Annotated in this window: 21 protein-coding genes and 1 tRNA gene; 5 read left to right on the forward strand and 17 right to left on the reverse strand. The window is 73.3% G+C overall.

The genetic code is table 11. The features are described from left to right. Positions 1 to 26 precede the first annotated feature (26 nt). From KB893_RS00570 to xseA, 3 genes are all read right to left on the reverse strand, one after another. Complete coding sequence (locus KB893_RS00570; RefSeq protein ID WP_211926336.1) at positions 27 to 1,454, reverse strand: aldehyde dehydrogenase family protein; 1,428 nt, start codon at positions 1,452 to 1,454, stop codon at positions 27 to 29. Positions 1,455 to 1,492: 38 nt separating this feature from the next. Next, positions 1,493 to 3,136 carry an acetolactate synthase large subunit gene (locus KB893_RS00575; RefSeq protein WP_211926337.1) on the reverse strand — a complete coding sequence of 548 codons (1,644 nt, stop codon included), beginning with the start codon at positions 3,134 to 3,136 and terminating at the stop codon, positions 1,493 to 1,495. A 110-nt stretch (positions 3,137 to 3,246) separates the two neighbouring features. After that, positions 3,247 to 4,527 carry an exodeoxyribonuclease VII large subunit gene (gene xseA, locus KB893_RS00580; RefSeq protein WP_246505148.1) on the reverse strand — a complete coding sequence of 427 codons (1,281 nt, stop codon included), beginning with the start codon at positions 4,525 to 4,527 and terminating at the stop codon, positions 3,247 to 3,249. Positions 4,528 to 4,669: 142 nt separating this feature from the next. Here xseA and ispG point away from each other — a divergent pair, with 142 nt between their 5' ends. From ispG to KB893_RS00595, 3 genes are all read left to right on the forward strand, one after another. Continuing rightward, entirely contained in the window at positions 4,670 to 5,917 is a 1,248-nt protein-coding gene (gene ispG, locus KB893_RS00585) for a flavodoxin-dependent (E)-4-hydroxy-3-methylbut-2-enyl-diphosphate synthase (RefSeq protein ID WP_211926339.1), read from the forward strand. Positions 5,918 to 6,034: 117 nt separating this feature from the next. Further along, the gene (locus KB893_RS00590; protein WP_211926340.1) at positions 6,035 to 8,788 is read left to right on the forward strand and encodes a serine/threonine-protein kinase; all 2,754 of its coding nucleotides are present in this window, start codon (positions 6,035 to 6,037) and stop codon (positions 8,786 to 8,788) included. A 41-nt stretch (positions 8,789 to 8,829) separates the two neighbouring features. After that, positions 8,830 to 9,543 carry a phosphatase PAP2 family protein gene (locus tag KB893_RS00595; RefSeq protein WP_211926341.1) on the forward strand — a complete coding sequence of 238 codons (714 nt, stop codon included), beginning with the start codon at positions 8,830 to 8,832 and terminating at the stop codon, positions 9,541 to 9,543. Positions 9,544 to 9,552: 9 nt separating this feature from the next. Here the strand turns inward: KB893_RS00595 and KB893_RS00600 are convergent, their stop codons facing one another. The 11 genes from KB893_RS00600 to KB893_RS00650 all read right to left on the reverse strand — a co-directional run bounded on the left by KB893_RS00600 (position 9,553) and on the right by KB893_RS00650 (position 17,718). Further along, positions 9,553 to 10,530 carry a DMT family transporter gene (locus KB893_RS00600; RefSeq protein WP_211926342.1) on the reverse strand — a complete coding sequence of 326 codons (978 nt, stop codon included), beginning with the start codon at positions 10,528 to 10,530 and terminating at the stop codon, positions 9,553 to 9,555. Further along, positions 10,527 to 11,588: a UDP-N-acetylmuramate dehydrogenase gene (murB, locus tag KB893_RS00605; protein ID WP_211926343.1), complete on the reverse strand. Its 1,062-nt coding sequence runs from the start codon at positions 11,586 to 11,588 to the stop codon at positions 10,527 to 10,529. Before murB ends, KB893_RS00600 begins: the two co-directional genes overlap by 4 nt. Next, positions 11,585 to 12,622: a quinone-dependent dihydroorotate dehydrogenase gene (locus KB893_RS00610; RefSeq protein ID WP_211926344.1), complete on the reverse strand. Its 1,038-nt coding sequence runs from the start codon at positions 12,620 to 12,622 to the stop codon at positions 11,585 to 11,587. Before KB893_RS00610 ends, murB begins: the two co-directional genes overlap by 4 nt. A 2-nt stretch (positions 12,623 to 12,624) precedes the next feature. Continuing rightward, the gene (locus KB893_RS00615) at positions 12,625 to 12,951 is read right to left on the reverse strand and encodes a DUF4190 domain-containing protein (RefSeq protein ID WP_211926345.1); all 327 of its coding nucleotides are present in this window, start codon (positions 12,949 to 12,951) and stop codon (positions 12,625 to 12,627) included. A gap of 13 nt (positions 12,952 to 12,964) precedes the next feature. Beyond that, positions 12,965 to 13,747, reverse strand: coding sequence for a class I SAM-dependent methyltransferase (locus KB893_RS00620; RefSeq protein ID WP_211926346.1), 783 nt, complete (start codon positions 13,745 to 13,747; stop codon positions 12,965 to 12,967). A gap of 19 nt (positions 13,748 to 13,766) precedes the next feature. Next, a complete protein-coding gene (locus tag KB893_RS00625; RefSeq protein ID WP_211926347.1) occupies positions 13,767 to 14,045 on the reverse strand; it encodes a DUF4190 domain-containing protein in 279 nt (92 codons plus the stop codon). Between the two features lie 16 nt (positions 14,046 to 14,061). Then, entirely contained in the window at positions 14,062 to 15,597 is a 1,536-nt protein-coding gene (amaB, locus tag KB893_RS00630; protein ID WP_211926348.1) for an L-piperidine-6-carboxylate dehydrogenase, read from the reverse strand. A gap of 64 nt (positions 15,598 to 15,661) precedes the next feature. Further along, positions 15,662 to 15,738: transfer RNA gene (locus KB893_RS00635), tRNA-Arg, on the reverse strand. Positions 15,739 to 15,801: 63 nt separating this feature from the next. After that, positions 15,802 to 16,398 (reverse strand): IMPACT family protein, encoded by a 597-nt coding sequence (locus KB893_RS00640; RefSeq protein WP_338026818.1) that lies wholly within the window; start codon positions 16,396 to 16,398, stop codon positions 15,802 to 15,804. A gap of 34 nt (positions 16,399 to 16,432) precedes the next feature. Further along, complete coding sequence (locus KB893_RS00645) at positions 16,433 to 17,173, reverse strand: hypothetical protein (RefSeq protein WP_213173301.1); 741 nt, start codon at positions 17,171 to 17,173, stop codon at positions 16,433 to 16,435. Beyond that, entirely contained in the window at positions 17,170 to 17,718 is a 549-nt protein-coding gene (locus KB893_RS00650; protein ID WP_213173302.1) for an RNA polymerase sigma factor, read from the reverse strand. Before KB893_RS00650 ends, KB893_RS00645 begins: the two co-directional genes overlap by 4 nt. A 127-nt stretch (positions 17,719 to 17,845) precedes the next feature. Between KB893_RS00650 and KB893_RS00655 the strand changes: the two genes are divergently transcribed. Next, positions 17,846 to 20,800 carry a bifunctional diguanylate cyclase/phosphodiesterase gene (locus KB893_RS00655; protein WP_211927541.1) on the forward strand — a complete coding sequence of 985 codons (2,955 nt, stop codon included), beginning with the start codon at positions 17,846 to 17,848 and terminating at the stop codon, positions 20,798 to 20,800. Positions 20,801 to 20,811: 11 nt separating this feature from the next. Here the strand turns inward: KB893_RS00655 and KB893_RS00660 are convergent, their stop codons facing one another. The 3 genes from KB893_RS00660 to KB893_RS00670 all read right to left on the reverse strand — a co-directional run bounded on the left by KB893_RS00660 (position 20,812) and on the right by KB893_RS00670 (position 25,047). Further along, positions 20,812 to 21,990: a BaiN/RdsA family NAD(P)/FAD-dependent oxidoreductase gene (locus tag KB893_RS00660; RefSeq protein ID WP_211927542.1), complete on the reverse strand. Its 1,179-nt coding sequence runs from the start codon at positions 21,988 to 21,990 to the stop codon at positions 20,812 to 20,814. A gap of 108 nt (positions 21,991 to 22,098) precedes the next feature. After that, complete coding sequence (locus tag KB893_RS00665; protein ID WP_211927543.1) at positions 22,099 to 22,581, reverse strand: GreA/GreB family elongation factor; 483 nt, start codon at positions 22,579 to 22,581, stop codon at positions 22,099 to 22,101. 96 nt (positions 22,582 to 22,677) lie between these two features. After that, positions 22,678 to 25,047 carry a Tex family protein gene (locus KB893_RS00670; protein ID WP_213173303.1) on the reverse strand — a complete coding sequence of 790 codons (2,370 nt, stop codon included), beginning with the start codon at positions 25,045 to 25,047 and terminating at the stop codon, positions 22,678 to 22,680. 207 nt (positions 25,048 to 25,254) lie between these two features. On the opposite strand from KB893_RS00670, the gene KB893_RS00675 reads away from it, so the two are divergent. After that, on the forward strand, positions 25,255 to 25,950 hold the full coding sequence (locus KB893_RS00675; RefSeq protein WP_213173304.1) for a pirin family protein: 696 nt from the start codon (positions 25,255 to 25,257) through the stop codon (positions 25,948 to 25,950). Positions 25,951 to 25,956: the final 6 nt, after the last annotated feature.

Genomic DNA, 25,956 nt, shown 5'->3' on the forward strand with positions numbered 1-25,956 from the left:
GATCTCCCTTGGAAAAACAGGCGGATTCAGTCGCGCACGACGAGCAGGCGCACCTCGCTCATGTCCTCGATGGCGAAGCGCACCCCCTCGCGGCCGAGGCCGGAGTCCTTGACCCCGCCGTAGGGCATGTTGTCGACGCGGAAGCTGGGCACGTCGTTGACGATCACGCCGCCCACGTCGAGCACGTCCCAGGCGCGCATGCTGCGCGCGAGGCTGCCGGTGAACACGCCGGCCTGCAGGCCGAAGTCGGACGCGTTGACCCGCGCCAGCGCGTCCTCGAAGTCGTCGAAGCGTTCGAGGATCACCGCCGGCCCGAACGCCTCCTTCCTCGCCAGGTCGGCGTCGCCCGGCACGTCCTCCAGCACCGCGGCGGTGAGCATGTTGCCGGTCCGCTCGCCGCCCACCAGGAGCCGCGCGCCGCGCTCGACGGCAGCATGGATCCAGCCCTCCAGCCGCGTGGCCGCATCCTCGTCGATCATCGGGCCGATGAAGGTGTCCTCGTCCTTGGGGTCGCCGGCGACGAGGTCGCCGACCTTGGCCACCAGCCTGTCGCGCAGCGCCTGGTAGAGGCTCGCGTGGACGAGGATGCGCTGCACGCTGATGCAGCTCTGCCCGGACTGGTAGAAGGCGCCGAACACCAGGCGCTCGACCACCGCGTCGAGGCGCTCGCCCTGGTCGGCGTCGACGATGCAGGCGGCGTTGCCGCCGAGTTCCAGGGTGACCTTCTTCCTGCCGGCGCGCGCCTTGAAGTCCCAGCCGACCAGGCCGCCGGTGAACGACAGCAGCTTGATGCGGTCGTCCTCGATCAACGGGGCGGCGGCATCGTTGGACAGCGGCAGGATCGAGAACGCGCCCTCGGGCAGGTCGGTCTCGGCCAGGATCTCGCCGATGATGAGCGCGCCGAGCGGCGTCTTCGCCGCCGGCTTGAGCACGAACGGGCAGCCCGCCGCGATCGCCGGCGCGACCTTGTGCGCGACCAGGTTGAGCGGGAAGTTGAACGGCGTGATGAAACTGCAGGGGCCCAGCGGCACCCGCTTCCAGAAGCCGCGATAGCCCTGGGTACGCGCCGAGATCTCGAGATTCATGGTCTCGCCGCCGATGCGCACCGCTTCCTCGGAGGCGATGCGGAAGGTCTCGATCAGGCGGGTGACCTCGCCCCTGGCGTCCTTGATCGGCTTGCCGGCCTCCACGCACAGCGCGTGCGCGAGTTCGTCGGCGCGTTCGCGGAAGCGCGCGACGCAGTGGTCGAGCACGGCCTGGCGCCGGTAGGGCGGAAACTCGCGCATCGGCCCGGCCGCCGCGGCCGCGGCGGCGATCGCGCGCTCCACCGCGGCGGCATCGCCCATCGCCACCCGCGCGGCGACCTCGCCGGAATACTTGTCGCGCACCTCGAGATCGGTGTTGGCCGCGACCGGCCGGTTGGCGAGGTAGTAGGGATAGCGCGTGTCGGACATGGAGGCTCTCCTTGGGGCACCGCGGCAGCGGCCGTGGGTCAGTCGACCGCCGCGGCGCGGCGGGCGAGGTCGTGGTTGAGGATGCGGCCGTTGTCGGCGTAGTCGACGGGCAGGTCGATCAGGTCGACGCCCGGGCGCGCCAGGCACTCGGCCAGCAGCGGCGCGAATGCCGCGGCGCTGTCGGGGCGGTGCCCGCGCGCGCCGTAGCTCTCGGCGTAGCGCACGAAATCGGGGTTGCCGAGCGCCATGGCGTGGTCGGCGAAGCCCATCTCCTGCTGCTTCCAGCGGATCATCCCGTAGGCGTCGTCGCGCAGGACCACGACGGTCAGGTCGATCCCGAGCCGCACGCAGGTCTCCAGCTCCTGCGAATTCATCATGAAGCCGCCGTCGCCGCAGATCGCCAGCACGCGCCGCCGCGGATGCACCAGCGCCGCCGCCATCGCCGATGGCAGGCCGGCGCCCATGGTGGCCAGGGCGTTGTCGAGCAGCAGGGTGTTCGGCCCGGCGGCGCGGTAGTTGCGCGCGAACCAGATCTTGTAGATGCCGTTGTCGAGGCAGGCGATGTCCGCGGCGCCGAGGGTCGCGCGGATGTCGGCGACCACGCGCTGCGGATACATCGGAAAGCGCGCGTCGTCGGCCCCCTCCCCGAGCTGGGCATCCATCGCCCGGCGCACGCGGTCGAAGAAGGCGAAGTCCCAGTGCGCGGGCCGCTCGAAGCCCTCCTGCAGCCGCCACAGGGTGTTGGCGATGTCGCCCACGACCTCGATCTGCGGGAAGTAGACGCTGTCGACCTCGGCGCCGACGTAATTGACGTGCAGCACGGTGCGCCGGCCCTCGCGCATGAAGAACGGCGGCTTCTCCACCACGTCGTGGCCGACCATCACGATCAGGTCCGCCGCGGCGATCGCGCGGTGCACGAAGTCGCCGTCCGACAGCGCGGCGCAGCCCAGCCAGGCCGGGTGGTGCTCGTCGACCACACCCTTGCCCATCTGCGTGGTGACGAAGGGAATGCCGAGCGTGTCGACGAACTGCCGCAGCATGCGCGCGCTGGTCTTGCGGTTGGCGCCGGCGCCGATCACCAGCAGCGGATGCCGCGCCTGCGCGAGCGCATCGCGTGCGCAGGCGATGGCCTTGCGGTCGGCGACCGGGCGCCGCGAGCGGCTGGCGGCCAGGAGCGGCGCCTCGCAGTCGTCGCGGGCGATGTCCTCGGGCAGCTCGAGATGGGCGGCGCCGGGCCGTTCCTCGGCCGCGCGGCGAAAGGCCTCGCGGACCTTGGCCGGCACCGTCGCCGCGGAGACGATCTGCCGCGTGTACTTGGTCAGCGGCCGCATCATGTCGACCACGTCGACGATCTGGAACGCGCCCTGCTTGCTGCTGCGGATCGGCTTCTGCCCGGTCAGCATCACCATCGGCATCGCCCCGAGCTGGGCGTAGGCGGCGGCGGTGACCAGGTTGGTGGCGCCGGGACCCAGGGTCGACAGGCACACGCCGGGACGGCCGGTGAGGCGGCCGACGGTCGCGGCCATGAAGCCGGCCGCCTGTTCGTGGCGGGTCGGCAGGATGCGGATGGACGAGGTGCGCAGGGATTCGACGAGGTCGAGATTTTCCTCGCCCGGCACGCCGAAGATGTACTCGACGCCTTCGGCCTCCAGGGCGCGGACGAACAGGTCCGATGCTTTCACGCGCGCGTTCCGGTGCGGGTTCCTCGCCCACTATCGCCGTTGCTGGGCGAAGAGGTCGTCACCGTCGCCGGCCCGCCGACGCAACGCAGCGTCCTTGCGGGCTCCCGCGGTCAGTCCGGGTCGACGCCTTCGACCCGCACGCGGAGCCCGCCGTCGGCCAGCCGCGCGCGCAGAGCCTGGCCCACGCGCACGTCGCCGGTGCGGGCGACGACGCGCCCGCTGTCGGCGTCGCTGAGGATGCCGTAGCCGCGGCCGAGCACGGCGAGCGGGCTCATCGCCTCCAGCGCGCGTGCGAGGCCGGCGACGCGCAGGCCGCGGCGCTCGAGCTGGCGCGCGATCGCCGCCTCCTGGCGCGTCGCCAGCGCGGCGAGGCGTTCGCGACGGCGGCGCAGCGGCGCCTCGCGCACGGCCTCGAGCCGGCGTTCGAGCATCTCCAGGCGCTGCCGGCCGCGCTGCAGCCGCGCATGCGGACGCTGCGCGCGCAGGCGCAGCCAGGCGTGGTCGCTGCGCTGGGCGGCGGCGGCCAGGCGGCGGGCCAGCACCGCCTGCAGACGCCGGGCATCGCGCTCGAGCGTGGCGAGCAGGGCGCGCCGGTCCGGCACCAGCAGTTCCGCGGCCGCCGAGGGGGTGGCCGCGCGCAGGTCGGCGGCGTAGTCGGCGAGGGTGAAGTCGATCTCGTGCCCGACCGCGGAGACCGTCGGCACCGTCGCCGCGGCGAGGGTGCGGGCGAGGCGCTCGTCGTTGAACGCCCACAGGTCCTCCAGCGAACCGCCGCCGCGGGTCAGCAGCACTGCGTCGTAGCGCCCGCCGGCATAGGCCTGTTCCAGCGCGGCGACGATCTCGCCGGCGGCGGTGGCGCCCTGCACGGTGACCGGCAGGATCTCGACCTCCAGCAAAGGACAGCGCCGGCGCAGCACGCTCATCACGTCGCGCACCGCCGCGCCGCCGGGCGAGGTCACCACCGCGAGCCGGCGGATCCAGGCCGGCAGCGGCCGCTTGCGCGCCTCGTCGAACAGCCCCTCGGCGGCGAGTCGCGCCTTGAGCTCCTCGAACGCGCGCCGCAAGGCGCCTTCGCCGGCCTCCTCGAGCGAATCCAGGATCAGCTGGTAGTCGCCGCGCGCCTCGTACAGCGTCACCCGGCCGCGGGCGACCACCTGCATGCCGTTGGCCGGCGCGAACCGCAGCCACTGGCTCTTCGGCCGGAACAGCGCGCACCGCACCTGCGCCCGCGCGTCCTTCAGGGAGAAATAGACGTGGCCGGAGGCCGGACGCGAGAGATTGCAGATCTCGCCCTCCACCGTGACGGCGGGGAAGCTGCCTTCCAGCAGGTCGCGGGCGAGCGTGTTGAGCTGGCTCGGAGTGAGCAGGTCGCGGGGCGGGAAGGCGTTCAACGGGAGGTGGCGCACGAACGGCGGGGCAGTGTAGCGCGGTGTCCGGGCGCCGGCCGGCTGAACCACCGCATCGCGCGATCCGCCGGGCGCGGCGGGCGGTGCGCTAAAATCGCCCGGTTTCCCAGAGCGCGACACGCCCGCGATGACCTCGACCGCAGCACCCCAGCCGCGCCGCGCCGCCCGCGCCGTGCGCATCGGCCACGTCACCGTCGGCGGCGACGCCCCGGTGGTGGTGCAGTCGATGACCAACACCGACACCGCCGATGTCGCCGGCACCGTCAGGCAGGTCGCCGAGCTCGCCCGCGCCGGGTCCGAACTGGTGCGCATCACGGTCAACACGCCGGAGGCCGCGGCCGCGGTGCCGCGGATCCGCGAGAAGCTCGACCTGATGGGCACCGACGTGCCGCTGATCGGCGATTTCCACTACAACGGCCACCAGCTCCTGGCGAAGGAACCGGCCGCGGCACGGGCGCTGGCGAAGTACCGCATCAACCCCGGCAACGTCGGCTTCGGCAAGAAGAAGGACACCCAGTTCGCCGAGCTGATCGGCTTCGCCATCGAGCACGGCAAGCCGGTGCGCATCGGCGTCAACTGGGGTTCGCTGGACCAGTCGCTGGCCGCGGCGCTGATGGACGAGAACGCGAAGCGCGCCGAGCCCTGGGACGCCGGCCGCGTGCTGCGCGAGGCGCTGATCCGCTCGGCGCTGGATTCGGCCGACCGCGCGGTGGAACTCGGCCTCGGCGCGGACCGCATCGTGCTCTCGGCCAAGGTCAGCGGCGTGCAGGAGCTGATCGCGGTGTACCGCGACATGGCCGCGCGCGGCGACTACGCCCTGCACCTGGGCCTGACCGAGGCCGGCATGGGCTCCAAGGGCATCGTCGCCTCCAGCGCGGCGCTCGCCGTGCTGTTGCAGGAAGGCATCGGCGACACCATCCGCATCTCGCTGACGCCCGAGCCGGGGCAGTCGCGGACCGCGGAGGTGGTCGTCGCGCAGGAACTGCTGCAGACCATGGGCCTGCGTGCGTTCACCCCGATGGTGACGGCCTGCCCGGGCTGCGGGCGCACCACCAGCACCTTCTTCCAGGAGCTCGCGCAGACCGTGCAGGGCCACGTGCGCGAGAAGATGCCGACCTGGCGCATCACCCATCCCGGCGCCGAGAACCTCACGCTCGCGGTGATGGGCTGCGTGGTCAACGGCCCGGGCGAGTCGCGCCACGCCAACATCGGCATTTCGCTGCCGGGTACCGGCGAGGCCCCCTCGGCGCCGGTCTTCATCGACGGCCAGAAGGCGGTGACGCTCAAGGGCGCCAACATCGCCCAGGAGTTCGTGGCGCTGATCGACGATTACGTGCACACGCGCTACGCCCCGGCGGTGTCGACGCCGGTGTGAGCGATCCGCCGCGCGGGGGCGCGGCACGCGTAGAACGGGCGCCGCGAAGGCGGCGCGGCCCGGGGAGGGGCGGACGATGGGGATCGACTGGAGCGGCCGGCGCGCCGCGACTGTGGCATGAGCGGGCGGCCCGGTGTCCGCGCGCTGTTCGACGCCGTCTGCGACACGCCGCCGGAGACGTGGCGGCGGCGCCTGTCGGAGCTGTGCTCCGATGCCGACACCATCGAGGACGTGATCTCGCTGCTCGATGCGCAGACGGCGGCGCTGGGACGGGCGGCGACGCCGATCGGGACGCTGATCGGCGCGCTCGACCACGGCGAACTCGAGGTGGGCGCGCGGGTCGGCGTGTGGCGCCTGACCACGGAACTGGGGCGCGGCGGCATGGGCTCGGTGTTCCTCGCCGAGCGCGACGACCGCCTGTACCGGCACCGGGTCGCGATCAAGCTGCTGCGCGGCCTGCGCGGCGCCGCCGCTGCCGAACGCCTGGCCGTGGAGCGCCAGATCCTCGCCGACCTGCAGCACCCCAACATCGCACGCCTGTACGACGGCGGCACCACGCCCGCGGGCAATCCCTACCTGGTGATGGAGTACGTGGAGGGCGAGCACGTCGATGTGTGGTGCGCGCGCCGCGCGCCGTCGCTGGGCGAGCGGCTGGGGCTGTTCCTGCGCATCGCCCGTGCGGTGCAGGCCGCGCACCAGCGCCTCATCGTCCATTGCGACATCAAGCCGAGCAACGTCCTGGTGCGCACCGACGGCGAGCCGGTGCTGCTGGATTTCGGCATCGCGCGGCTGACCGGCGCGCGCGACGGGCAGGCCGCGTACGGCACGCCCGGCTACGCCAGCCCCGAGCAGCTCGCCGGCGAGCGGCCGGGCGTCACCAGCGACGTCCATGGGCTCGGCGTGCTCCTCATCGAGCTGCTGAGCGGGACCCGCGCCCGGGTGCGCGGGGACGCGGCCACGCCGCCGTCCCCGAGCGCGCTGGCGACCGATCCGGCATGGTCGCGGGCGCTGCGCGGCGACCTCGACGCCATCTGCGCGCGGGCGACCGCGGCGTCTGCCGACGATCGCTATGGGAGCGTGGAGGAGTTCGCGGCCGACATCGCGCGCGTGCTGGCGCGGCGACCGGTGGCCGCGCGCAACGGCGGTGCCGCCTATCGGATGCGGCGTTTCCTGGACCGCAACCGCTTCGCCGTGGCCGCCGCCGTGACCGTCGGCGTGGCGGTGGTGGGCGGCCTCGTCGTTTCGCTGCTGGCGCTGGCCGAGGCGCGCGAGCAGAAGGCCCTGGTGGAGGCGCGCCGCCAGGAACTCGAGCGCGTCACCGCGTTCCAGGCGTCGATGCTGGAGGACCTGGACATCGAGGCGATGGGCGCCGAGCTGGTCGAGGGCGTGCGCGACGGCCTGCGGACGCTGCACGAGGCGGATCCGACCGCCGATCCTGTCGACCGCCTGCAGGGCAGCGACATCGCCCGCGAACTGATGCGTCGCCAGTTGCTGGCGCGCGCGCACGCCGCGATCCGATCCGATTTCGCGGATGTCCCGGAGGTGGGCGCCGACCTGACCGAGTCGCTGGCCCGGATCGAGCACACCTTCGGCCTCTACGAAGACGCGGCGCGCGACTTCGCCGCCCTGGCGGAGCAGCGCCGCGCGGCCGGGGCGGACGCCGCCGCCGTGCTGCGCGCGGAGACCGGACGCGCCGAGGCGATGTGGGGCGTGGGTAGCCGCAACCGGGAAGCGCGCGAATCGCTGCTCGCGGCGCTTGCGGCGACGGAGCTTGCGCCGGCCGATCCCGTGCGCATCCACGCCGAGACGCTCGCCGCTGAACTGCAGCTCGATTCGGGTTCGATGCCGGAGGCGCTCGCGGCGCTGGAGGAGCTTGCCGCGCGCGCCCGGCATGCCGCGCTGGACGAGGCGTCGCTGCTGGAGGTCGAGGCCGCGCGGGCGCGAGCACTGTCGAAGACGGGAGATGTCGCTGCTGCGGCGCCGCTGCTCGAGGCGGTGGCGACGCGTCGCGTCGCGATACTCGGCGCCGGGCACGCGGCGACCCTCGCCAGTCGCGTCGAGCTGGCGTTCCTGCGTCTGAGGATGAGCGACTTCGAGGGCGGGCGCGCGCTGCTGGGCGAGATCCTCGACGTCGAGCGTCGGCGCCTGGGGCTCGATCACCCGCGGACGCTGCAGATCCGGACCGCGCTGGCGGCTGCGCTGGTCGAGCTCGACCGCGACGACGAGGCGCTCGCCGAGCTGGAGGCGCTGATCGCGGCCTCCACGCGCGTACTGGGCGCGGAGGCGCCGCTCACGCTGCGCAACAGGCTGAACATGGCATCGCTGCTGGCGCGCACCGGACAGGTCGAGCGGGCGCTCGTCCTGGAGCGGGAAGTCCTCGACGCGCGCACGCGCCTGCTCGGACCGGAGGATCCGGCCACGCTGTCGATCGCGATCAACCACGGCGCCACGCTCCGGCGGGGTGCCGACATCGCCGCCTCGCGCCGCCTCCTCGAGGACGTGCTGCCGGTCGCGCAGCGCGTCCTCGGCGAGCGCCACCCGCTCACCCGCCAGGCGCTGACCGTGCTCGGGCAGGACGCGATGGACGTCGGCGACGTCGACGCTGCGGTCGCATACCTGCGCCGATCATTCGACTCACTGCTCGCGGCGGGAAGCGACGAGGTCTGGCTCGCCCGCGGCGCCTGGGCGCTGGTCCGGGCGTTGCGCCGCCAGGGCGAGAATGGAGAAGCCGATGCCCTCTACGCCAAGCACGTCGCCGCTCTGCTGGCGCGTCGCGACGACGACCTGCAGCAGGCAGGCCGCGCGCTGCGCGACGAGATCCTCGCGCAGCAGGCGGTCGACGCGCCGGCGTCCACCGCTGGCCAGGGCTGAGTCCACCGGATCCGCCTGGATCGGCGCAGGAGGTCGATCCCATGCATGACGCGCTCCGCGCGGCGCGGGCGGTGGCGCGCGTCGTCGGCTCGGTGGGACGTCGCCATTGGCCGCAGCTCCTCGTGCTGTTCCTGGCGATCCTGGTGCCGCTGTGGGGCTTCGCCGAGCTCGCCGAGGAGGTACGCGAGGGCGAGGCCTTCGATTTCGACGACCCGCTGCTGCTGTGGGCGCAGGGCCTGCAGACGCCGGGCCTGGATCGCTTCTTCGTGCTGGTCAGCCTGTTCGGCTATGCCTGGGGCGTGGTGCCCCTGGACGTGGCGATCCCGCTCGTGCAGCTGGCGCTGCGGCGGATCCGCGCGTTCGTGTTCTTCACCGTCAGCGTGCTCGGTTCGGCGCTGCTGAACATGGGCGCCAAGGCCTTCTACGGGCGCACGCGGCCGAGCCTGTGGGAATCGATCGCGCCGGAAACGACCTTCAGTTTCCCGAGCGGCCATGCGATGGGCTCGATGACGCTCGCCGCGGCCCTGGTGCTGCTGGCGTGGCCGACGCGCTGGCGCTGGATCGCACTGGCGCTCGGCGTGGTGGCGGTGGCGCTGGTCGGCTTCTCGCGCGTCTACCTGGGCGTGCACTACCCGTCGGACGTCGTCGCGGGCTGGGCGGCGGGGCTGGTGTGGACGGTCGGCGTCCACCAGGTACTGCATCTGTTTCCGCGCTGGCGCGCGCGGCCTGCGAGGCCGGAGCACGCGCCGGCCTGACCGGCCGCTTCAGCGCGGCGGCGCCTGCGTGCCGCGTCCGGGGCCGTCGGCCGCGGGCGCGTCGGCCGCGGCGATGGCGACCGTCCGCGTGCCGGGACCGGCGCGGCGGGCGAGGGTGGCCTCGCGGTGGGCGATGTAGGCGTTGGAGCCGAAGATCACCAGCGCGCCCAGGGCCGTCCACGGGCCGACCGTCTCGCCGAACAGCGCCCAGCCGAGCACCGCCACGATCGGCACCTGGGCGAAGCTGATCGGGGTCAGCAGCGAGGCGTCGCCGAGCTTGAGCGCGCGCGTCCAGAACATGTGGCCCAGGGTGCCGAGGAAGCCGGCGCCGACGATCCACAGCCAGGTCCAGCCGTGCGGCCAGGTCCATACGAACAGCGCCGGGACCAGCGACATCGGCACCCAGAACAGGGTGGTGTAGAGCACGATGGCATCGGACTTCTCGGTGCGCGACAGGATCTTGATGCCGATGGCCACGCCCGCCGACAGCACCGCCGCGCCGAGCGCGACCAGGCTCATGGCGCTGAAGCCCTCGGTCCCGGGGCGCACGATCAGCAGTACCCCGACGAAACCCGCCGCCACCGCGCTCCAGCGCCGCGCCCGCACCACCTCGCCGAGTACCAGCACCGCGGCGATGGTGACGAACAGCGGCGTCGAGTAGGACAGGGTCACCGCCTGCGCCAGCGGCAGGTAGACGATCGCCGAGAACCCGCACAGCATGCTGACCACGCCGATCAGGCAGCGGGTGAAGTACAGGTGCAGCTTGGTGGTGCGCAGCAGCCCCCAGCCGTGCCGCGCCAGCAGCGGCAGCGCGAACACCATGCCGAACAGGTTGCGGAAGAAGGCGATCTCGAACGGGTGCAGTTCGGCCGAGGCCTTGCGGATGGTGACCGCCATGCAGGCGAAGGCGCCGGCGCTGCACAGCATCAGGCCCACCGCGCGCAGGATGTCGCGGCGGGCGCCGTCGTCGTCGTCGATGGCGTTCATGCCGCGACGGCCGGCGCGAAGCGCGCGCCGACGATGCGCGGTTCCGGCTCCAGGCCGACGCCGAAGCGGGCCTCCACCGAGGCGGCGATGCGCTCGGCCAGGGCGAGGATGTCCGGCCCCGTGGCATGGCCGTGGTTCACCAGCACCAGCGCGTGCTGCGCGGCCACGCCGGCGTCGCCCTGGCGTGCACCCTTCCAGCCGCAGGCCTCGATCAGCCAGGCCGCCGAGAGCTTGCGCCGCGCGTCGTCGCCGGCCGGATACACCGGCATGGCCGGATGTGCGGCGGCCAGTGCGTCCGCGCGCGCCGCGGCGACGATGGGATTCTTGAAGAAGCTGCCGGCGTTGCCGAGCGTGCGCCAGTCGGGGAGCTTGCGGGTGCGGATGCGGCTCACCGCGTCGGCCACGTCGCTGGCGGTCGGCGTGGCCACGCCCATCGCCGCCAGTTCCTCGCGCAGGCCGGCGTAGTCCAGGCGCAGCGCGGGGGCGGCGGGGAAGAAGAACTCGACCGCGACGATCACGTAGCGGCCCGCCTCGCGCTTGAACACGCTGTCGCGGTAGCCGAACGCGCAGGCCTCGCGCGGCAGCCGCACGACCCGTGCGCCGCGCCGGTCCCAGGCCTCCACCGTCTCCACGAACTCGCCGATCTCGGTGCCGTAGGCGCCGATGTTCTGAATCGGCGCGGCGCCGATGGTGCCCGGGATCAGCGCCATGTTCTCCGGCCCGGCGATACCGCGGGCGAGCACCTGGCGCAGGAAGTCGTTCCAGGCCAGGCCGGCCTCGGCGCGGATGCGGGTACCGGAGGCGTCCTGCCCGAGGACGGTGGTGGCATCGGCCTCGATCCGCAGCGCGAGCGGGATGTCGCCGGCCAGCAGCAGGTTGCTGCCCGCGCCGATGAGCACCGGCTCGCGCCCGGCCACGGCCGGATCGGCGAGCGCGGCCGGCAGGGCCTCGATCGCCTGCACCTCGACCAGCAGCGCCGCCCGGGTGTCGACGCGGAAGGTGTTGCGGTCGATCAGCGAGGCGTCGCGGGCGAGGGTGTAGCCGGAGTTCGAACTCATGCCGGTGCGCGCTCGCCGCGTTGGCGGCGGATCGCCTCGACGCTCTCGCGGACGAGGTCCGGGCCGCGATAGACCAGACCGGTGTAGCACTGCACCAGGAGCGCGCCGGCCTCGGTCTTGGCCGCGGCGTCGGTGCCGTCGAGGATCCCGCCGACGCCGATCATGCCGATTGCGGCCGGCAGCCGCTCGCGCAGCGCGCGCAGGACGGCGGTGGACCGGGTCATCAGCGGCCGCCCGGACAGGCCGCCGGCCTCGGCGGCGTGGCGGTCGCCGGCGACCAGCGTGCGGTCGAGGGTGGTGTTGGTGGCGATAACCCCGTCGATGCCGGCGCGGGCGATGCTCGCCGCGCTGCCGTCGATGCCGGCCTCGTCCAGGTCCGGGGCGAGCTTGACCAGCAGCGGCACCCGCCGTGCGCCCTGGGCGCCGAGGCGGTCGCGCGCCTCGCGCAGCGTCGAGAGCAGGGCGTAGAGCGATTCCTCCTGCTGCAGGTCGCGCAGGCCGGCGGTGTTGGGCGAGGAGATGTTGACGGTGACGTAGTCGGCCACGCCGTGCACCCGCTCCAGGCAGAACAGGTAGTCCTCGGCGGCGCGCTCGTTCGGCGTGTCCTTGTTCTTGCCGATGTTGACGCCGACCATGCCCGGGCGTCGGGCGCGGTCGAGGTTGCGCAGCAGCGCGTCGACGCCGTCGTTGTTGAAGCCGAGCCGGTTGATCACCGCCTGGTGCTCGGGCAGGCGGAACATGCGCGGCTTCGGGTTGCCCGGCTGCGGGCGCGGGGTGACGGTGCCGACCTCGACGAAGCCGAAGCCGAGCGCGAACAGCGCGTCGACGTAGCCGCCGTTCTTGTCCATGCCGGCGGCCAGGCCGACCGGATTGTCGAACTGCAGCCCGAAGGCGGCGGTGGCCAGCGACGGCGGGCGCCCGCCGAGCAGGCCGTGGGTGCCGCTGCGGTAGGCGGCCTCCATCGCGCGCAGGCCGAGGCCGTGCGCGGTCTCGGCGTCGAAGGCGAAGAAGAAGGGGCGGGCGAGTCCGTACATGCTCAGGCAGCGAGGAGGCCGGCGACGATGGCGGCGCCGCCCAGCAGGAAGAGGGCGCCGACCACCAGCCCGGCCAGCACGATCCCGGCCAGCTGCACCCAGCCGAGCACCAGTCCGATCACCGCCAGCGTGTCGCCCTGCCAGCGACCGGGGGCGCGCTTCATGTCGCCGCGCGCCATGTGCCCGGCCACCACCGCCACCACGGCGCAGACCAGCGGCAGCGCGACCCAGGCGAGGATCCCGCAGACCAGGGCGACGACCGCACCGGTATGGGTGGGCGGCACCGGCGGGGGCGGGAGCGCGGGGGCGCCGGGTTCGGGGGTGTCCATGGCGGGCTCCGTGTCAGGCGGCCGGGCCGGGGATCCGGCCGACGAAGGCGCGCGTGAGGTAGTCGAAGGAGACGCGACCGTCGGTCGCGGTGGCGTCGAACAGGGCGTTGAGCGCCTGCATCGCCGCCGCGTGCCGCGGATGGCCGGGCGCAGGCGCGTAGGACGAGGACAGGAAGCGGCCGCGCAGCGCCGTGCGGTCGAGCAGCTGGCGATGCGGAAACGCGCGCAGGTCGAGGAACCAGTCGCCCAGCCACGCGCGGAGGTCCTCGTCGCTGTCGTAGCGTGCGGCGACGCCGGCGTAGTCGTCGCCGTGGGTGCGCAGCAGCGCCTCGTAGCCGTCGAGGAAGGGCGTGCCGGCGGGCGGGCGCGTGTTCCAGAACACCACGACGTGGCCGCCGGGGCGCAGCACGCGCGCGCATTCGCGACGGAAGGCGGCGCGCTCGAACCAGTGGAAGGCCTGCGCCGCGGCGACCAGGTCGACGCTGCCGGCATCGAGGCCGAGCGCGTCCGCACGGCCGTCGAGGACGCCGCGGAAGCCCGCGTGCCCGCCGACGCTGCGCAGGCAGGCCGCGCGCATGGCGGCGTTCGGCTCCACCGCGATCGCCTTGAGCCCGGCCTCGAGCAGCATCAGCGTGGAGATGCCGGTCCCGGCGCCGACGTCGGCGGCGAGCCGTCCCGGCGCCAGGGCGCCGGACTCCAGCAGCCAGTCCACCATCGCCCGCGGATAGTCGGGCCGGTAGCGGACGTAGTCCTCGACCCGGTCGTCGAAGCGGCCGACGCTGTCCTTGCTGCTCATGCCGGCGGCCGTCCTGCGCTCAGAACGTCGACAGCCACGCCACGCCGCCGAAGAACAGCAGTACGGCCAGGGTGCCGAGCACGGCCAGCGCCAGCGCCGCCCAGCCCAGCACCAGGCCGGCCACGGCGAGCCCGTCGCCTTCGTAGCGGTCGGGCTCGCGCCGGATCTCGCCGCGGGCGAGGTGGCCGGTGACCACCGCCACCAGCGCGCCGATCAGCGGCAGGATGGTCCAGCCGAGGATCCCGCTCACCAGGCTGGCGACGGCGAGGCCGCTGGTGCGTCGCAGGGGTGTGGACATGGCGGGGGCCTCCGCGTCAGAACTCGAACTTGATGCCCTGCGCCAGCGGCAGCGCGTCCGAGTAGTTGATGGTGTTGGTCTGCCGGCGCATGTAGACCTTCCAGGCGTCGGAGCCCGACTCGCGACCGCCGCCGGTGTCCTTCTCGCCGCCGAAGGCGCCGCCGATCTCGGCGCCCGAGGTGCCGATGTTGACGTTGGCGATGCCGCAGTCGGAGCCGGTGGAGGACAGGAAGCGCTCGGCCGCCTTGAGGTTCTGGGTGAAGATCGCCGAGGACAGCCCCTGCGGCACGCCGTTCTGCATGGCGATGGCCTCGTCCAGCGTCTTGAACGGCATCACGTAGAGGATCGGCGCGAAGGTCTCGGCCTGCACGATCGGGTCGTCGGCGCCGAGGCCGGTGATGATGGTCGGCAGCACGAAGTTGCCCTTGCGCTCGGTGAGCGCCTTGCCGCCGGTGACGACGGTGCCGCCCGCGGCCTTGGCCTTCTCCACCGCATCGAGGTAGCCCCTGACCGCGTTCTGGTCGATCAGCGGCCCCATCAGCGTGTTGGCGTCGGTCGGATCGCCGATCTTGGACTCGACCTGGGCGTAGGCGGAGGCGAGCGTCTGCACCATGGCCTCGTACAGGCTCTCGTGCACGAACAGGCGCCGCGTCGAGGTGCAGCGCTGGCCGGCGGTGCCCACCGCGCCGAACACGATCGCCGGGATCGCGAGCTTCAGGTCGGCGGTCTCGTCGACGATCATCGCGTTGTTGCCGCCGAGCTCCAGCAACGAGCGGCCCATGCGCTTGGCCACCTCGGCGCCGACGATGCGGCCCACGGCAGTGGAGCCGGTGAAGCTGATCAGCGGGATGCGGGTGTCGGCGACCAGCGCCTTGTCCAGGCCCTGGCCGGCCTCGTTGAGCAGGAAGAACAGGTCGGGGAAACCGCCGTCGGCCAGCGCCTCGTTGCAGATGCGGATCACCGCGATCGAGGTCAGCGGGGTCTTGGGCGAGGGCTTCCAGATGCAGATGTCGCCGCAGACCGCCGCCACGAACGCGTTCCAGCTCCATACCGCGACCGGAAAGTTGAACGCGCTGACGATGCCGACCAGGCCGACCGGATGCCACTGCTCGTACATGCGGTGGCCGGGGCGTTCGGAATGCATGGTGAGGCCGTAGAGCTGGCGCGACAGACCGACGGCGAAATCGCCGATGTCGATCATCTCCTGCACCTCCCCGTCGCCCTCGGGCTTGATCTTGCCCATCTCCAGCGAGACCAGCGAACCCAGCGCGTCCTTGTTCCGGCGCAGCGCCTCGGCGCACAGGCGCACCGCCTCGCCGCGACGCGGCGCCGGCGTGGTCCGCCAGACCTCGAACGCGGCCTGGGCGCGCGTCAGGATCGTCTCGTAGTCGTCCCGGTTCGCACCGTGCACGGTCGCCAGCACCTCGCCGGTGGCGGGCGCGGGGTGCGCGATGCTGCCGGCGTCGGTGGTGGTGGCCCACTCGCCCTGGCCGAGGTAGGTGCCGGAGACGGTGGATTCGATGCCGAGAGCGGTGAGGACGGGATGCGTCATGCGGACTCCTGTGCGACGACCGGTCCGTGCGCCGCTGCGGCGGCCGGCACGGACGGAAAGCGAATGGCGCCCCCGGCGCGATTCGAACGCACGACCTTCCCCTTAGGAGGGGGACGCTCTATCCAGCTGAGCTACGGGGGCGTGATCCGGAGGATTTTCGCACGAAGCCGGGGTCGCCTGCATGCTGCGGGCGCATCCGCGGCCTCAGGCCGCGGCGTCGACCTCGAAGCGACCGGCGCCGCGGGTCAGGTCGCGGTGCCAGTCGCGCAGCGCGTCCACGTGCGCCACCGCGACCTCGAGCGCGAGCGCGACGCCGAGCGCGTCGAAGCGCTCGTCGACGATGCTGGCCGCATGCTCGGGCAGTCGCGCCTTCAGCGTGGCGAGTTCGGCGTAGCCGACCTCCAGTTCGACCCGCGCGAGGTCGAGCAGCTCGATGCGCGGTGCCAGGCGCAGACACTCCGCGGCGGTGCCGCCATAGGCGCGGGCCAGGCCGCCGGCGCCGAGCTTGGTGCCGCCGTACCAGCGCGTGACCACCACCGCCACGCGGTCGCAGCCCTGGCCGTCGATCGCGGCGAGGATGGGGCGGCCGGCGGTGCCCGCGGGTTCGCCGTCGTCGCTGGAGCGGTACTGCCCGCCGACGCGCCAGGCCCAGCAGTTGTGGGTGGCATCGGACGCGCCGACCCGGGCGATGAAGGCCGCCGCCTCCTCGGCCGATGCGACCGGCGCGGCGTGGGCGAGGAAGCGGCTCCTGCGGATCTCCTGCTCGTGGCGCACCTGGCCGGCGAGGGTGGACAGGGTCACCGCGCCGCTCCCGTGGCGGATCGCGCAGGGCGGCTCATCGCAGCAGCGGCTCGAGGTCGTCGGGCAGCGCGATCTCGGGATGCCGCGCGTGGAACAGGCGCAGGCTCTCGGTGGCGCCGGCGCGGTCGCCATCGGCCAGGCGCGTCCGGATCCGCGCGATCCAGTCGATCGGCGCGAGCCGTGCATCCAGCGCCGGGGGCGGCAACGCGGCCCGCGCGGGCGCCGCGGGAGGACGCGGCGCGCCCGCCGGCGGCGGCACCGCGGCGGTCGTGGCCCGCGCCTCGGCCGCCGGCGTGGCCGGCGAGGGCACGCGCAGCGCGTCCGGATCCGGCTCCAGCGTATTCGCCGCGGGCGCCGGCGGAACGAGGGATCGGGCGTGCGGGCGAGGCGCCGCTGCCTCCGTCGCCGCAGCGCCGTCGGTGTCGGCCGTGATCGCCCTGCGCAGCGTCTCCCGCGCCGCCGATGCCGGGATCGAAGGCGGTGGCGGCGGCGCGGCTGATTCGGCGAACGTCGACGACGCCGGCGCGGCCTCGTCCTGCATCCGCCAGAACACGGAGATCGCCAGCACGGCCACGGCGGCGGTGGCCAGCCCGGCCCACGGCGCACGCCGCCGCGCCGCCGGTCGCCCGGTGCGGCGCGCCGCCTCGAGCACGCGGGCATCGGTCGCCGGCGAAGGGGCGCCGTCGGGCAGGGACGCGAGGGTCTCCGCGAGCGAACGCTCCTCCGGGGTCAGCGGAGTGTGCAGGGGCGGCTGGGCATGCTCGGGGCGGCTCATGGCGCAAGCCTCGCACGCAGCTTGTCGACGGCGTAGCGAAGCCGCGACTTCGCGGTTTCCGCACCCACGCCGGTGATCGCGGCGATGGCTTCCAGCGACAGGCACTGGTCGAGGCGCAGCAGCAGCGTCTCGCGCTGCTCGGCGGGGAGCTCGGCGAGCGCGATCTGCAGGCGCCGTCGGCGTTCGAATTCACCCAGTTCGGCGTCCGGCGTGCTGGCATCGGCGAGCGTCCCGAGCCGGGTCTCGGCGTCCTCGGGTGCGCCGGGCCGGACGCGGCGGGCGCGCCAGTGGTCGCCGAGCCGGTTGTGCGCGATCTGGTAGAGCCAGGTCGTGAACCGGGCGTCGGTGCGGTAGCGGCTGCGCGCGGCCACGACCCGCTGCCACACGTCCTGGAACACCTCCTCGCTGGCCTCGCGGTCGCCGAGGCTGCGCTGGATGAAGCGGAACAGCGGTCCCCGGTGCCGGCGGTAGAGCGCGTCGAAGGCGCCGGCGACGCCTTCCGCGTACGCGAGCATGAGGGTCTCGTCGCTGGGGTCCTCGGTCATGGCGGCGAGCCTACGTGATCGGCCGCGGACGGGGCAGCCGTGGGCGCCGGGTCCGTGGCTGGCCGCAGCATGCGTTGCGGCGCAGCACGCAGGGCGTTGCTAGACTGCCGTGAAGGCAGGGGGTGCCGTGATCGACGGGACGACGGTGGTCGAGCAACGCAGCGTGGAGGGCGGCGTGGACAGCGGACGTTGGGACGGGCTTGCGTCCGTATCCGACCTCGCGCAGCTGGCCTCCGCGCTCGATGCGCTGCTGGACGGACGTCCCGGCTACCGCGGCCTGTGCCTGATGAGCGGCGTGGGCGACGGCGCCCAGGACAGCGCCGGCGCGCTGGTATCGGCGGAACTGCGCGCGCTGGCGGCGCGCGAGATCGGCACCGGCGGCGGCGTGCCGGTCGAGTGCGACAGCGGCTTCGTGGTCGCCTGGCGCCGCGCCGTCGGCGGTCATTGGCTCCTGCTGGCGGTGGACACCGATGGCGGCGCCGCGGCCTGGAGCGACTTCATCGGCTGGACGCGCGCCCTCGGCTGCTCGCTCCTGGAGCGGATGGCGCTGGCTCGCAGCGTCTCGCGGCTGGAGAACGCCGAGCGCCTGCAGCGTGCGCTGTACGCGATCGCCGACATGGCCAGCGCGCGGCTCGACATGCACGACATGCTGCGTGGCCTGCACCGCATCGTCGCCGGGCTGATGTACGCGGAGAACTTCTACATCGCGCTGTACGACGCCGAGCGGCGCACGATGCGCTTCCCGTACTTCGCCGACACCGTCGACACCTTCGTCCCCGACCCGGAGCAGGAGCTCGCCGAGGACGGCCTCTCCGACAGCCTCACCCTGCGCCTGATCCGGCACGGCCAGGCGCTGCGCGGCTCGTCGACCGAGGTCTGCAGGATCCTCGGCCTCGACCACGACCAGGGCGAGCGCGGCCCGCATGCGCACCACTGGCTCGGCGTGCCGATGCACGACGAGGACGGCGTGCGCGGCGCCATCGTGGTGCAGAGCTACGACCCGGGCGTGTCCTACAGCGACGAGGACCGTGCGCTGCTGTCCTTCGTCGCCCGCCACATCCTCACCGCACTGGAGCGCAAGCAGCAGCAGGCCGATCTGGAGCGCCATGTCGCGGTGCGGACCTGGGAACTGGCGCTCGCCAACGAGGAGCTGAAATCGGAGGTGATCGAGCGCCAGAACGGCGAGCGCCTGCAGGCGGCGCTGTTCCGCATCGCACAGCTGTCGACCGAGGCGGAGTCGCTCGAGGAGTTCTATGCCGCGGTGCATGCGGTGGTCGCCGAGCTGCTGTACGCGCGCAACTTCTTCATCGCGCAGCTCAGCGCGAGCGGCGACAGCCTCGAGTTCCCGTATACCGTCGACGAGCGCGACCCGGCGCGGCCGCGCCGCAGCCTCGGCCGCGGCCTCACCGAGTACGTGCTGCGCACCGGGCGGGCCCTGCTCGCCGACCGGCGCAAGGTCGGCGAGCTCACCGCCGCCGGCGAGGTGCGCACCTCGGGCGCCCCGGCGGTGCACTGGCTGGGCGTGCCGCTGCGCCAGGAGGACCGCACCGTCGGGGCGCTGGTCGTGCAGAGCTACTCGCCGGACTTCCTGTTCAGCCAGCGCGACCAGGAACTCCTGACCTTCGTCTCGCTGCACATCGCCAACGGCATGCAGCGCAAGCGCGCCCGCGACAATCTGCTGCAGGCCCACGCCGAGCTGGAGCAGCGGGTCGAGGAGCGCACCCGCGAGCTGGCCGCCGCCAACGACGAGCTGCGCCAGCAGATCGCCGAGCGCCTGCGCGCCGAGGAACTCCTCACCCATCGCGCGCTACACGACGCCCTGACCGGGCTGCCCAACCGCTCGCGCCTGTTCGACACCCTGCAGGGCGCGATGGCGGCCTTCCGCCACGATCCGCGGCGGCGCTTCGCGGTGCTGTTCCTGGACCTGGACCGCTTCAAGGTCATCAACGATTCGGTCGGCCACCTGATCGGCGACGAGGTGCTCAAGCATGCGGCGCGGCGCATCGTCTCGGCGGTGCGCCAGCCCGATGTCGTCGCCCGGCTGGGCGGCGACGAGTTCGCGGTGCTGGTCCACGAGATCGAGGGCGAGGCGGACGCGCGCGAGGTGGCGGAGCGCATCATCGCCGCGCTCACCGCGCCCATGCAGATCGACGAGAAGGAGCTGTTCACCGCCGCCAGCGTCGGCATCGCCCTGGCCAGCCCCCGCTACCGGCGCGCCGAGGAGATGCTGCGCGACGCCGACGCGGCGATGTACCGGGCCAAGGCCAAGGGCCGCAACCGCAGCGAGGTGTTCGACGAGGCGCTGCACGACGAGGCGCTGCGTACGCTCGACCTCGAGAACGACCTGCGCCGCGCGCTCGCCGAGGGCCACTTCGAGCCCTACTACCAGCCGATCGTGTCGCTCGACGACGGGCGCTGCGTGGGCTACGAGGCGCTGCTGCGCTGGAACCACGAGATCCTCGGCGTGCTCGCGCCCGACAGCTTCCTGCCGGTGGCCGAGGAGAGCGGCCTCATCGAGCAGATCGACTGGCTGATCTACGAGAGCGTGTTCGGCAGCATGCCGCGGCTGCTCGAGGGCCAGCAGTACGTGAGCATCAACGTCTCGGCGCGGCACTTCCATACGCCCGACCTGGCGCGGCGCCTGCTGGCGCTCGCCGCGCGCTACGACGCCGACCCGCGGCGCCTGCGCATCGAACTCACCGAGGGCGCGCTCCTCGACGACACCCACAACGTCAGCGCCGTGCTCCACGAGCTGCGCGGCGCCGGCGTGCGCACGCAGCTCGACGACTTCGGCACCGGCTATTCGGCGCTGTCCTACCTGCAGCGCTTCCCGATCGCGGCGATCAAGATCGACCGCAGCTTCGTCGCCGACCTGCAGGCCGAAGGGGCGCAGGAAGGGCATGCGGTGGTCCGCGCGATCCTCGCCCTGGCGCAGTCGCTCGGGCTGGAGACGATCGGCGAGGGCATCGAGACCACCGTCCAGTGCAGCACGCTGGCCCAGCTCGGCTGCCAGCGCGGGCAGGGCTTCCTGTTCGCGCGCCCGCAGCCGCTGGAGGCGCTGCGCCCGGTCGCGGGCGGCTGAGGCGGGGATCCTCAGGCGGCCAGGCCGGCGGCGTGGCCGCAGGCCCAGGCCCACTGGAAGTTGAAGCCGCCGAGGTGTCCGGTCACGTCGACCACCTCGCCGATGAAGAACAGGCCCGCGACCTGGCGCGACATCATGGTGCGCGAGTCGAGTCCGTCGGTGTCGACCCCGCCCAGGGTGACCTCGGCGGTGCGGTAGCCCTCGGTGCCGCTGGCGACCACCGGCCAGGCCGACAGCACGCCGGCGATGCGCGCGAGGTCGCGCGGCTGCAGCCGGCGCATGCGCGGCGAGCCGCCGAGGTCGTGCTCGCACAGGCGCTGGGCGAGGCGGCGCGGCAGGGCCTCGGCGAGCACGCTGCGCAGCTCCGCGTCGGGCGATGCCGCGCGGCGTTCGCACAGCCAGGCGTGCGCGTCGCGGTCGGGCAGCAGGTCGACCTCCAGCGCGTCGCCGGGCTGCCAGTACGACGAGATCTGCAGGATCGCCGGCCCCGACAGGCCGCGGTGGGTGAACAGCATGGCGTTGCGGAAGGCGCGGCCGTTCGCGCGCGCCTCGACCGGCAGCGCCACGCCGGGCAGGTCGACGTTGCGCTCGAGCGGCGCGCCGCTGAGCGTCAGCGGCACCAGCCCCGCGCGCAGCGGCAGCACCTCGTGGCCGAAGCGGCGCGCCAGGTCGAAACCGAAGCCGGTGGCGCCCATCCGCGGGATCGAGAGCCCGCCGGTCGCCACCACCAGGCTGTCGGCATGCACCGTCTGGACGCCGGCCTCGACCGTGAACCCCGGCGCCGTCGCCGCCACGCCGCCGACCGCCACGCCGGTGCGGATCTCGACCCCGGCGTCGCGGCACTCGTCGACGAGCATGCGCACGATCAGCTTCGACGACACGTCGCAGAACAGCTGGCCGAGCTCCTTCTCGTGGTAGGCGACGCCGTGCGCCTCGACCATGGCGACGAAGTCGGCCGGCCGGAAACGCGCGAGCGCCGACTTGCAGAAGTGGCGGTTGCCCGAGATGAAGTTCTCGGGCGTCGTGTGCAGGTTGGTGAAGTTGCAGCGCCCGCCGCCCGACATGAGGATCTTCTTGCCGACGCGCTCGGCGTGCTCGAGCACGAGCACGCGGCGGCCGCGGCGTCCGGCGGTGAGCGCGCACATCAGGCCGGCGGCGCCGCCGCCGATCACGACGACGTCGAAGCTCATGCGGACGGAGAAGCGGGGACGGGCATCGTCGGAAGCGGGGAGGGCGTAGGGGGGGCGTGCGGGCGATCCGGCCGCGCATTCTACGCAGGCGGCGCGCGGCCGGTGGCCTCAGGGGCCGGCATCGAGCGCGACGACCTCGACCTCGAGGTCGCCCGCCGGCCGCGGCCAGACCCGCGTCTCCCCGATCCGCGCGCCGAGCAGGGCGCGCGCCAGCGGCGAGACGTGGCTGATCAGGCCGCGCTCGGGATCGGCCTCGTCCTCGCCGACGATGCGATAGCGGAAGCGGCGGTCGTCGGCGTCGGCGATCTCCACGCGCATGCCGAAGCCCACCTGCTCGAGTGCGCCGCCGCCGGGCGTGACGACCATGGCCGATTCGATGCGCGCCCGCAGCCAGCGCATCTCGCGCTCGATGTGGGCGCGTTCGATCGCCGGCAGGTCGCGCTCTCCGCGGCGCCGCGCGGCGTCGGCGAGGCGCGTGCGCAGCAGCTCCAGGCCGCGGGCGGTGACGTAGTTCGGGTGCGGGCTGACCGGCAGTTCCGGCAGATCGCCGGGCAGGTCGCCGTCGGTCTCCTTGACGAAGGCGCGGCTCATGCGTCCTCCTGTTGTTCGACGCGAACGACGCTACGTGCCGGCGTGTGCACGAGGCGCAGCCGCGCCTACACGGGGCGGCGCGGCTGCGGCGTCCGTTCAGCCGCGTCGGGCGCGTGCGAAGGCCTCGGCGAAGGCGTTGTTCGGCGGCGGCGCCGAGGATGCCGCGTCGCGCCTGGGCTTCGGCTGGTCGCGGCGCGGTGCGCCATCGCGGGCGCCGCGGCCATCGCGCCCGCGGCCGGCGTCGGCGCCGACCGGATCGTCGAGCCGCATCGACAGCGCGATGCGCTTGCGCGGGATGTCGACGTCGATGACCTTGACCTTGACGATGTCGCCGGCCTTGACCACCTCGCGCGGGTCCTTGACGAACTTCTCCGACAGCGCCGACACGTGCACCAGCCCGTCCTGGTGGACGCCGAGGTCGACGAAGGCGCCGAAGGCGGCGACGTTCGACACCACGCCCTCGAGCACCATGCCCGGCACGAGGTCCTTGAGGTCCTCGACGCCGTCGGCGAACTTCGCCGCCTTGAACTCGGGGCGCGGGTCGCGGCCGGGTTTCTCCAGTTCCTTCAGGATGTCGCGCACGGTCGGCAGGCCGAAGCGCTCGTCGGTGAACTGGCCGGCGTCGAGCCCGCGCAGGAAGGCGCCGTCGCCGATCAGCTCGCGCACCGGCCGGCCGCAGCGGGCGAGGATGCGTTCGACCACCGGGTAGGCCTCCGGATGCACGGAGGAGGCGTCGAGCGGATCGTCGCCGTCGCCGATGCGCAGGAAGCCCGCGCACTGCTCGAAGGTCTTCTCGCCCAGGCGCGGCACCTCGAGCAGGCCCCTGCGGCTGCGGAAGGCGCCGCGCTCGTCGCGGAAGCGCACGATGTTCTCGGCCACCGTCGAGGACAGGCCGGCGACGCGGGCGAGCAGGGCGGCCGATGCGGTGTTGACCTCGACCCCGACCGCGTTGACGCAGTCCTCGACACGCGCGTCCAGCGCGCGTGCGAGGCGCGACTGGTTGACGTCGTGCTGGTACTGGCCCACGCCGATCGCCTTGGGCTCGATCTTGACCAGCTCGGCCAGTGGATCCTGCAGGCGCCGGGCGATCGACACCGCGCCGCGCAGGCTGACGTCGAGGTCGGGGAACTCGCGCGCCGCGAGCTCGGACGCCGAGTACACCGAGGCGCCGGCCTCGCTGACCACGATGCGGGTCAGGTGCAGCTCGGCGTGGCGCTTCATCAGCTCGGCGGCGAGGCGGTCGGTCTCGCGCGAGGCGGTGCCGTTGCCGATCGCCACGAGCTGCACGGCGTGCTTCCGCGCGAGCCGGGCGAGTTCCGCGATCGAGCGGTCCCAGTCGTTGCGCGGCGCGTGCGGGTAGATGGTGGCGGTGTCGACCAGCTTGCCGGTGGCGTCGACCACCGCGACCTTGACTCCGGTGCGCAGGCCGGGATCGAGGCCCATCACCGCCCTGGCGCCGGCCGGCGCGGCCAGCAGCAGGTCCTTGAGGTTGTCGCCGAACACGCGGATGGCCTCCTCCTCGGCGGCCTCGCGGGCCCGGAGGAAGAGGTCGAGGCCGAGGCCCAGGTGCAGCTTGTAGTGCCAGGCCTGGCGCACCGTCTCGCGCAGCCAGGCGTCGGCGGGACGGCCGCGGTCGGCGATGCCGGCGGCCAGCGCGACGCGCTGCTCGGCCTCCAGGTGGCCGGCCTTGACCGCCTCGGCGCGGGCCTCGTCGCCGCTGCCCTGCAGCTTCGCCAGGGGCAGCAGTTCCAGGGCGAGGATGCCCTCGTTGCGCGCGCGCAGCAGGGCAAGCAGGCGATGCGACGGGATCTGGGCGATGGGCTCGTGGTGGTCGAAGTAGTCCGCGAACTTCGCGCCTTCGGCACGCTTGTCGTCGAACACCTTCGCCTGCACCTCGCCCTTGTTCCACAGCCAGTCGCGCAGCTCGCCGACGAGCGCGGCGTCCTCGGCGATGGTCTCGATCAGGATGGCGCGGGCGCCGTCGAGCGCGGCCTTGACGTCGGCCACGCCCTTCCCGGCGTCGACGTAGCCGGCCGCGGCGGCCTCGGGCGCCAGCGAAGGGTCGTCGCGCAGGCCCAAGGCCAGCGGCTCCAGCCCGGCCTCGCGCGCGATCTGCGCCTTGGTCCGGCGCTTCGGCTTGTACGGCAGGTAGAGGTCCTCGAGCCGCGCCTTAGTATCGGCCGCGACGATGTCGCCGCGCAATGCATCGGTCAGCTTGCCCTGCTCCTCGATGCTGGCCAGCACCGCGGCGCGGCGATCCTCCAGCTCGCGGCGGTAGCCCAGGCGCTCCTCGAGCAGGCGCAGCTGGGTGTCGTCGAGGCCGCCGGTGACCTCCTTGCGGTAGCGGGCGATGAAGGGGACCGTCGCACCCTCGTCGAGCAGGGCCACCGCGGCGCGCACCTGGTCAGGGCGGGCGGCGATCTCCTCGGCGATCTGCTGGGCGATGCGGGTCTCGATCTGGGTCATGCGCGGTGCGGCGTCGTTGCGGGCCGCGCAGTATCGACAGCTGCGGATGCGATGTCACGGCGCCGGCATCTGCGCACGGATCTGCATGCCGTTGATGATTTCCGTGCGCACAATCGGGACTGATCGTTTCCATTGTTCTACTTTTGAATCTTCCGCGGCCTCCGCATCCTTGCGCCACCGCCACCACGCGACAGTCGGGAGCAGGCCATGATCGAACGCAGACCCTTCGCCACCCTCGGCGCCGCCGACCACGGCTGGCTCGACGCCCGGCACCACTTCTCCTTCGCCGGCTACCACGATCCGGAGCGGGTGCACTGGGGCGCGCTGCGGGTATGGAACGACGACGCCATCTCCGCGCGCAGCGGCTTCCCGCCGCATCCGCACGCGGACATGGAGATCGTCACCTACGTCCGCGAGGGCGCGGTCACCCACCAGGACAGCCTCGGCAACCGCGGCCGGACCGTCGCCGGCGACGTCCAGGTGATGAGCGCCGGCACCGGCATCCGGCACGCCGAGTACAACCTGGAGGACCACACGACCCGGATCTTCCAGATCTGGATCATTCCCACCGAGCGCGGCGGCGAGCCGGCCTGGGGCAGCAGGCCCTTCCCGAAGGACGACCGCTCGGGCCGCTTCGTGGCGCTGGCCAGCGGCATGGGCGACGCCGATGCGCTGCCGATCCGCGCCGACGCCCGCGTGCTCGGCGCGACGCTCGGCCGCGCCGAAAGCGCCACCTACACGCTCGGCGCGGGACGCTTCGCCTATCTCGTCGCGGCGACCGGCGCGATCGAGGTCAACGGCGTCCGCGCCGAGGCCCGCGACGGCATCGCCATCCGCGACGAGCACGAACTGCGCATCACCGCGATCGACGGCGCCGAGCTGGTCCTGGTCGACAGCGTCTGAGCGTCG

The organism is Coralloluteibacterium stylophorae (genome assembly GCF_018122625.2).
GTDB lineage: Bacteria > Pseudomonadota > Gammaproteobacteria > Xanthomonadales > Xanthomonadaceae > Coralloluteibacterium > Coralloluteibacterium stylophorae.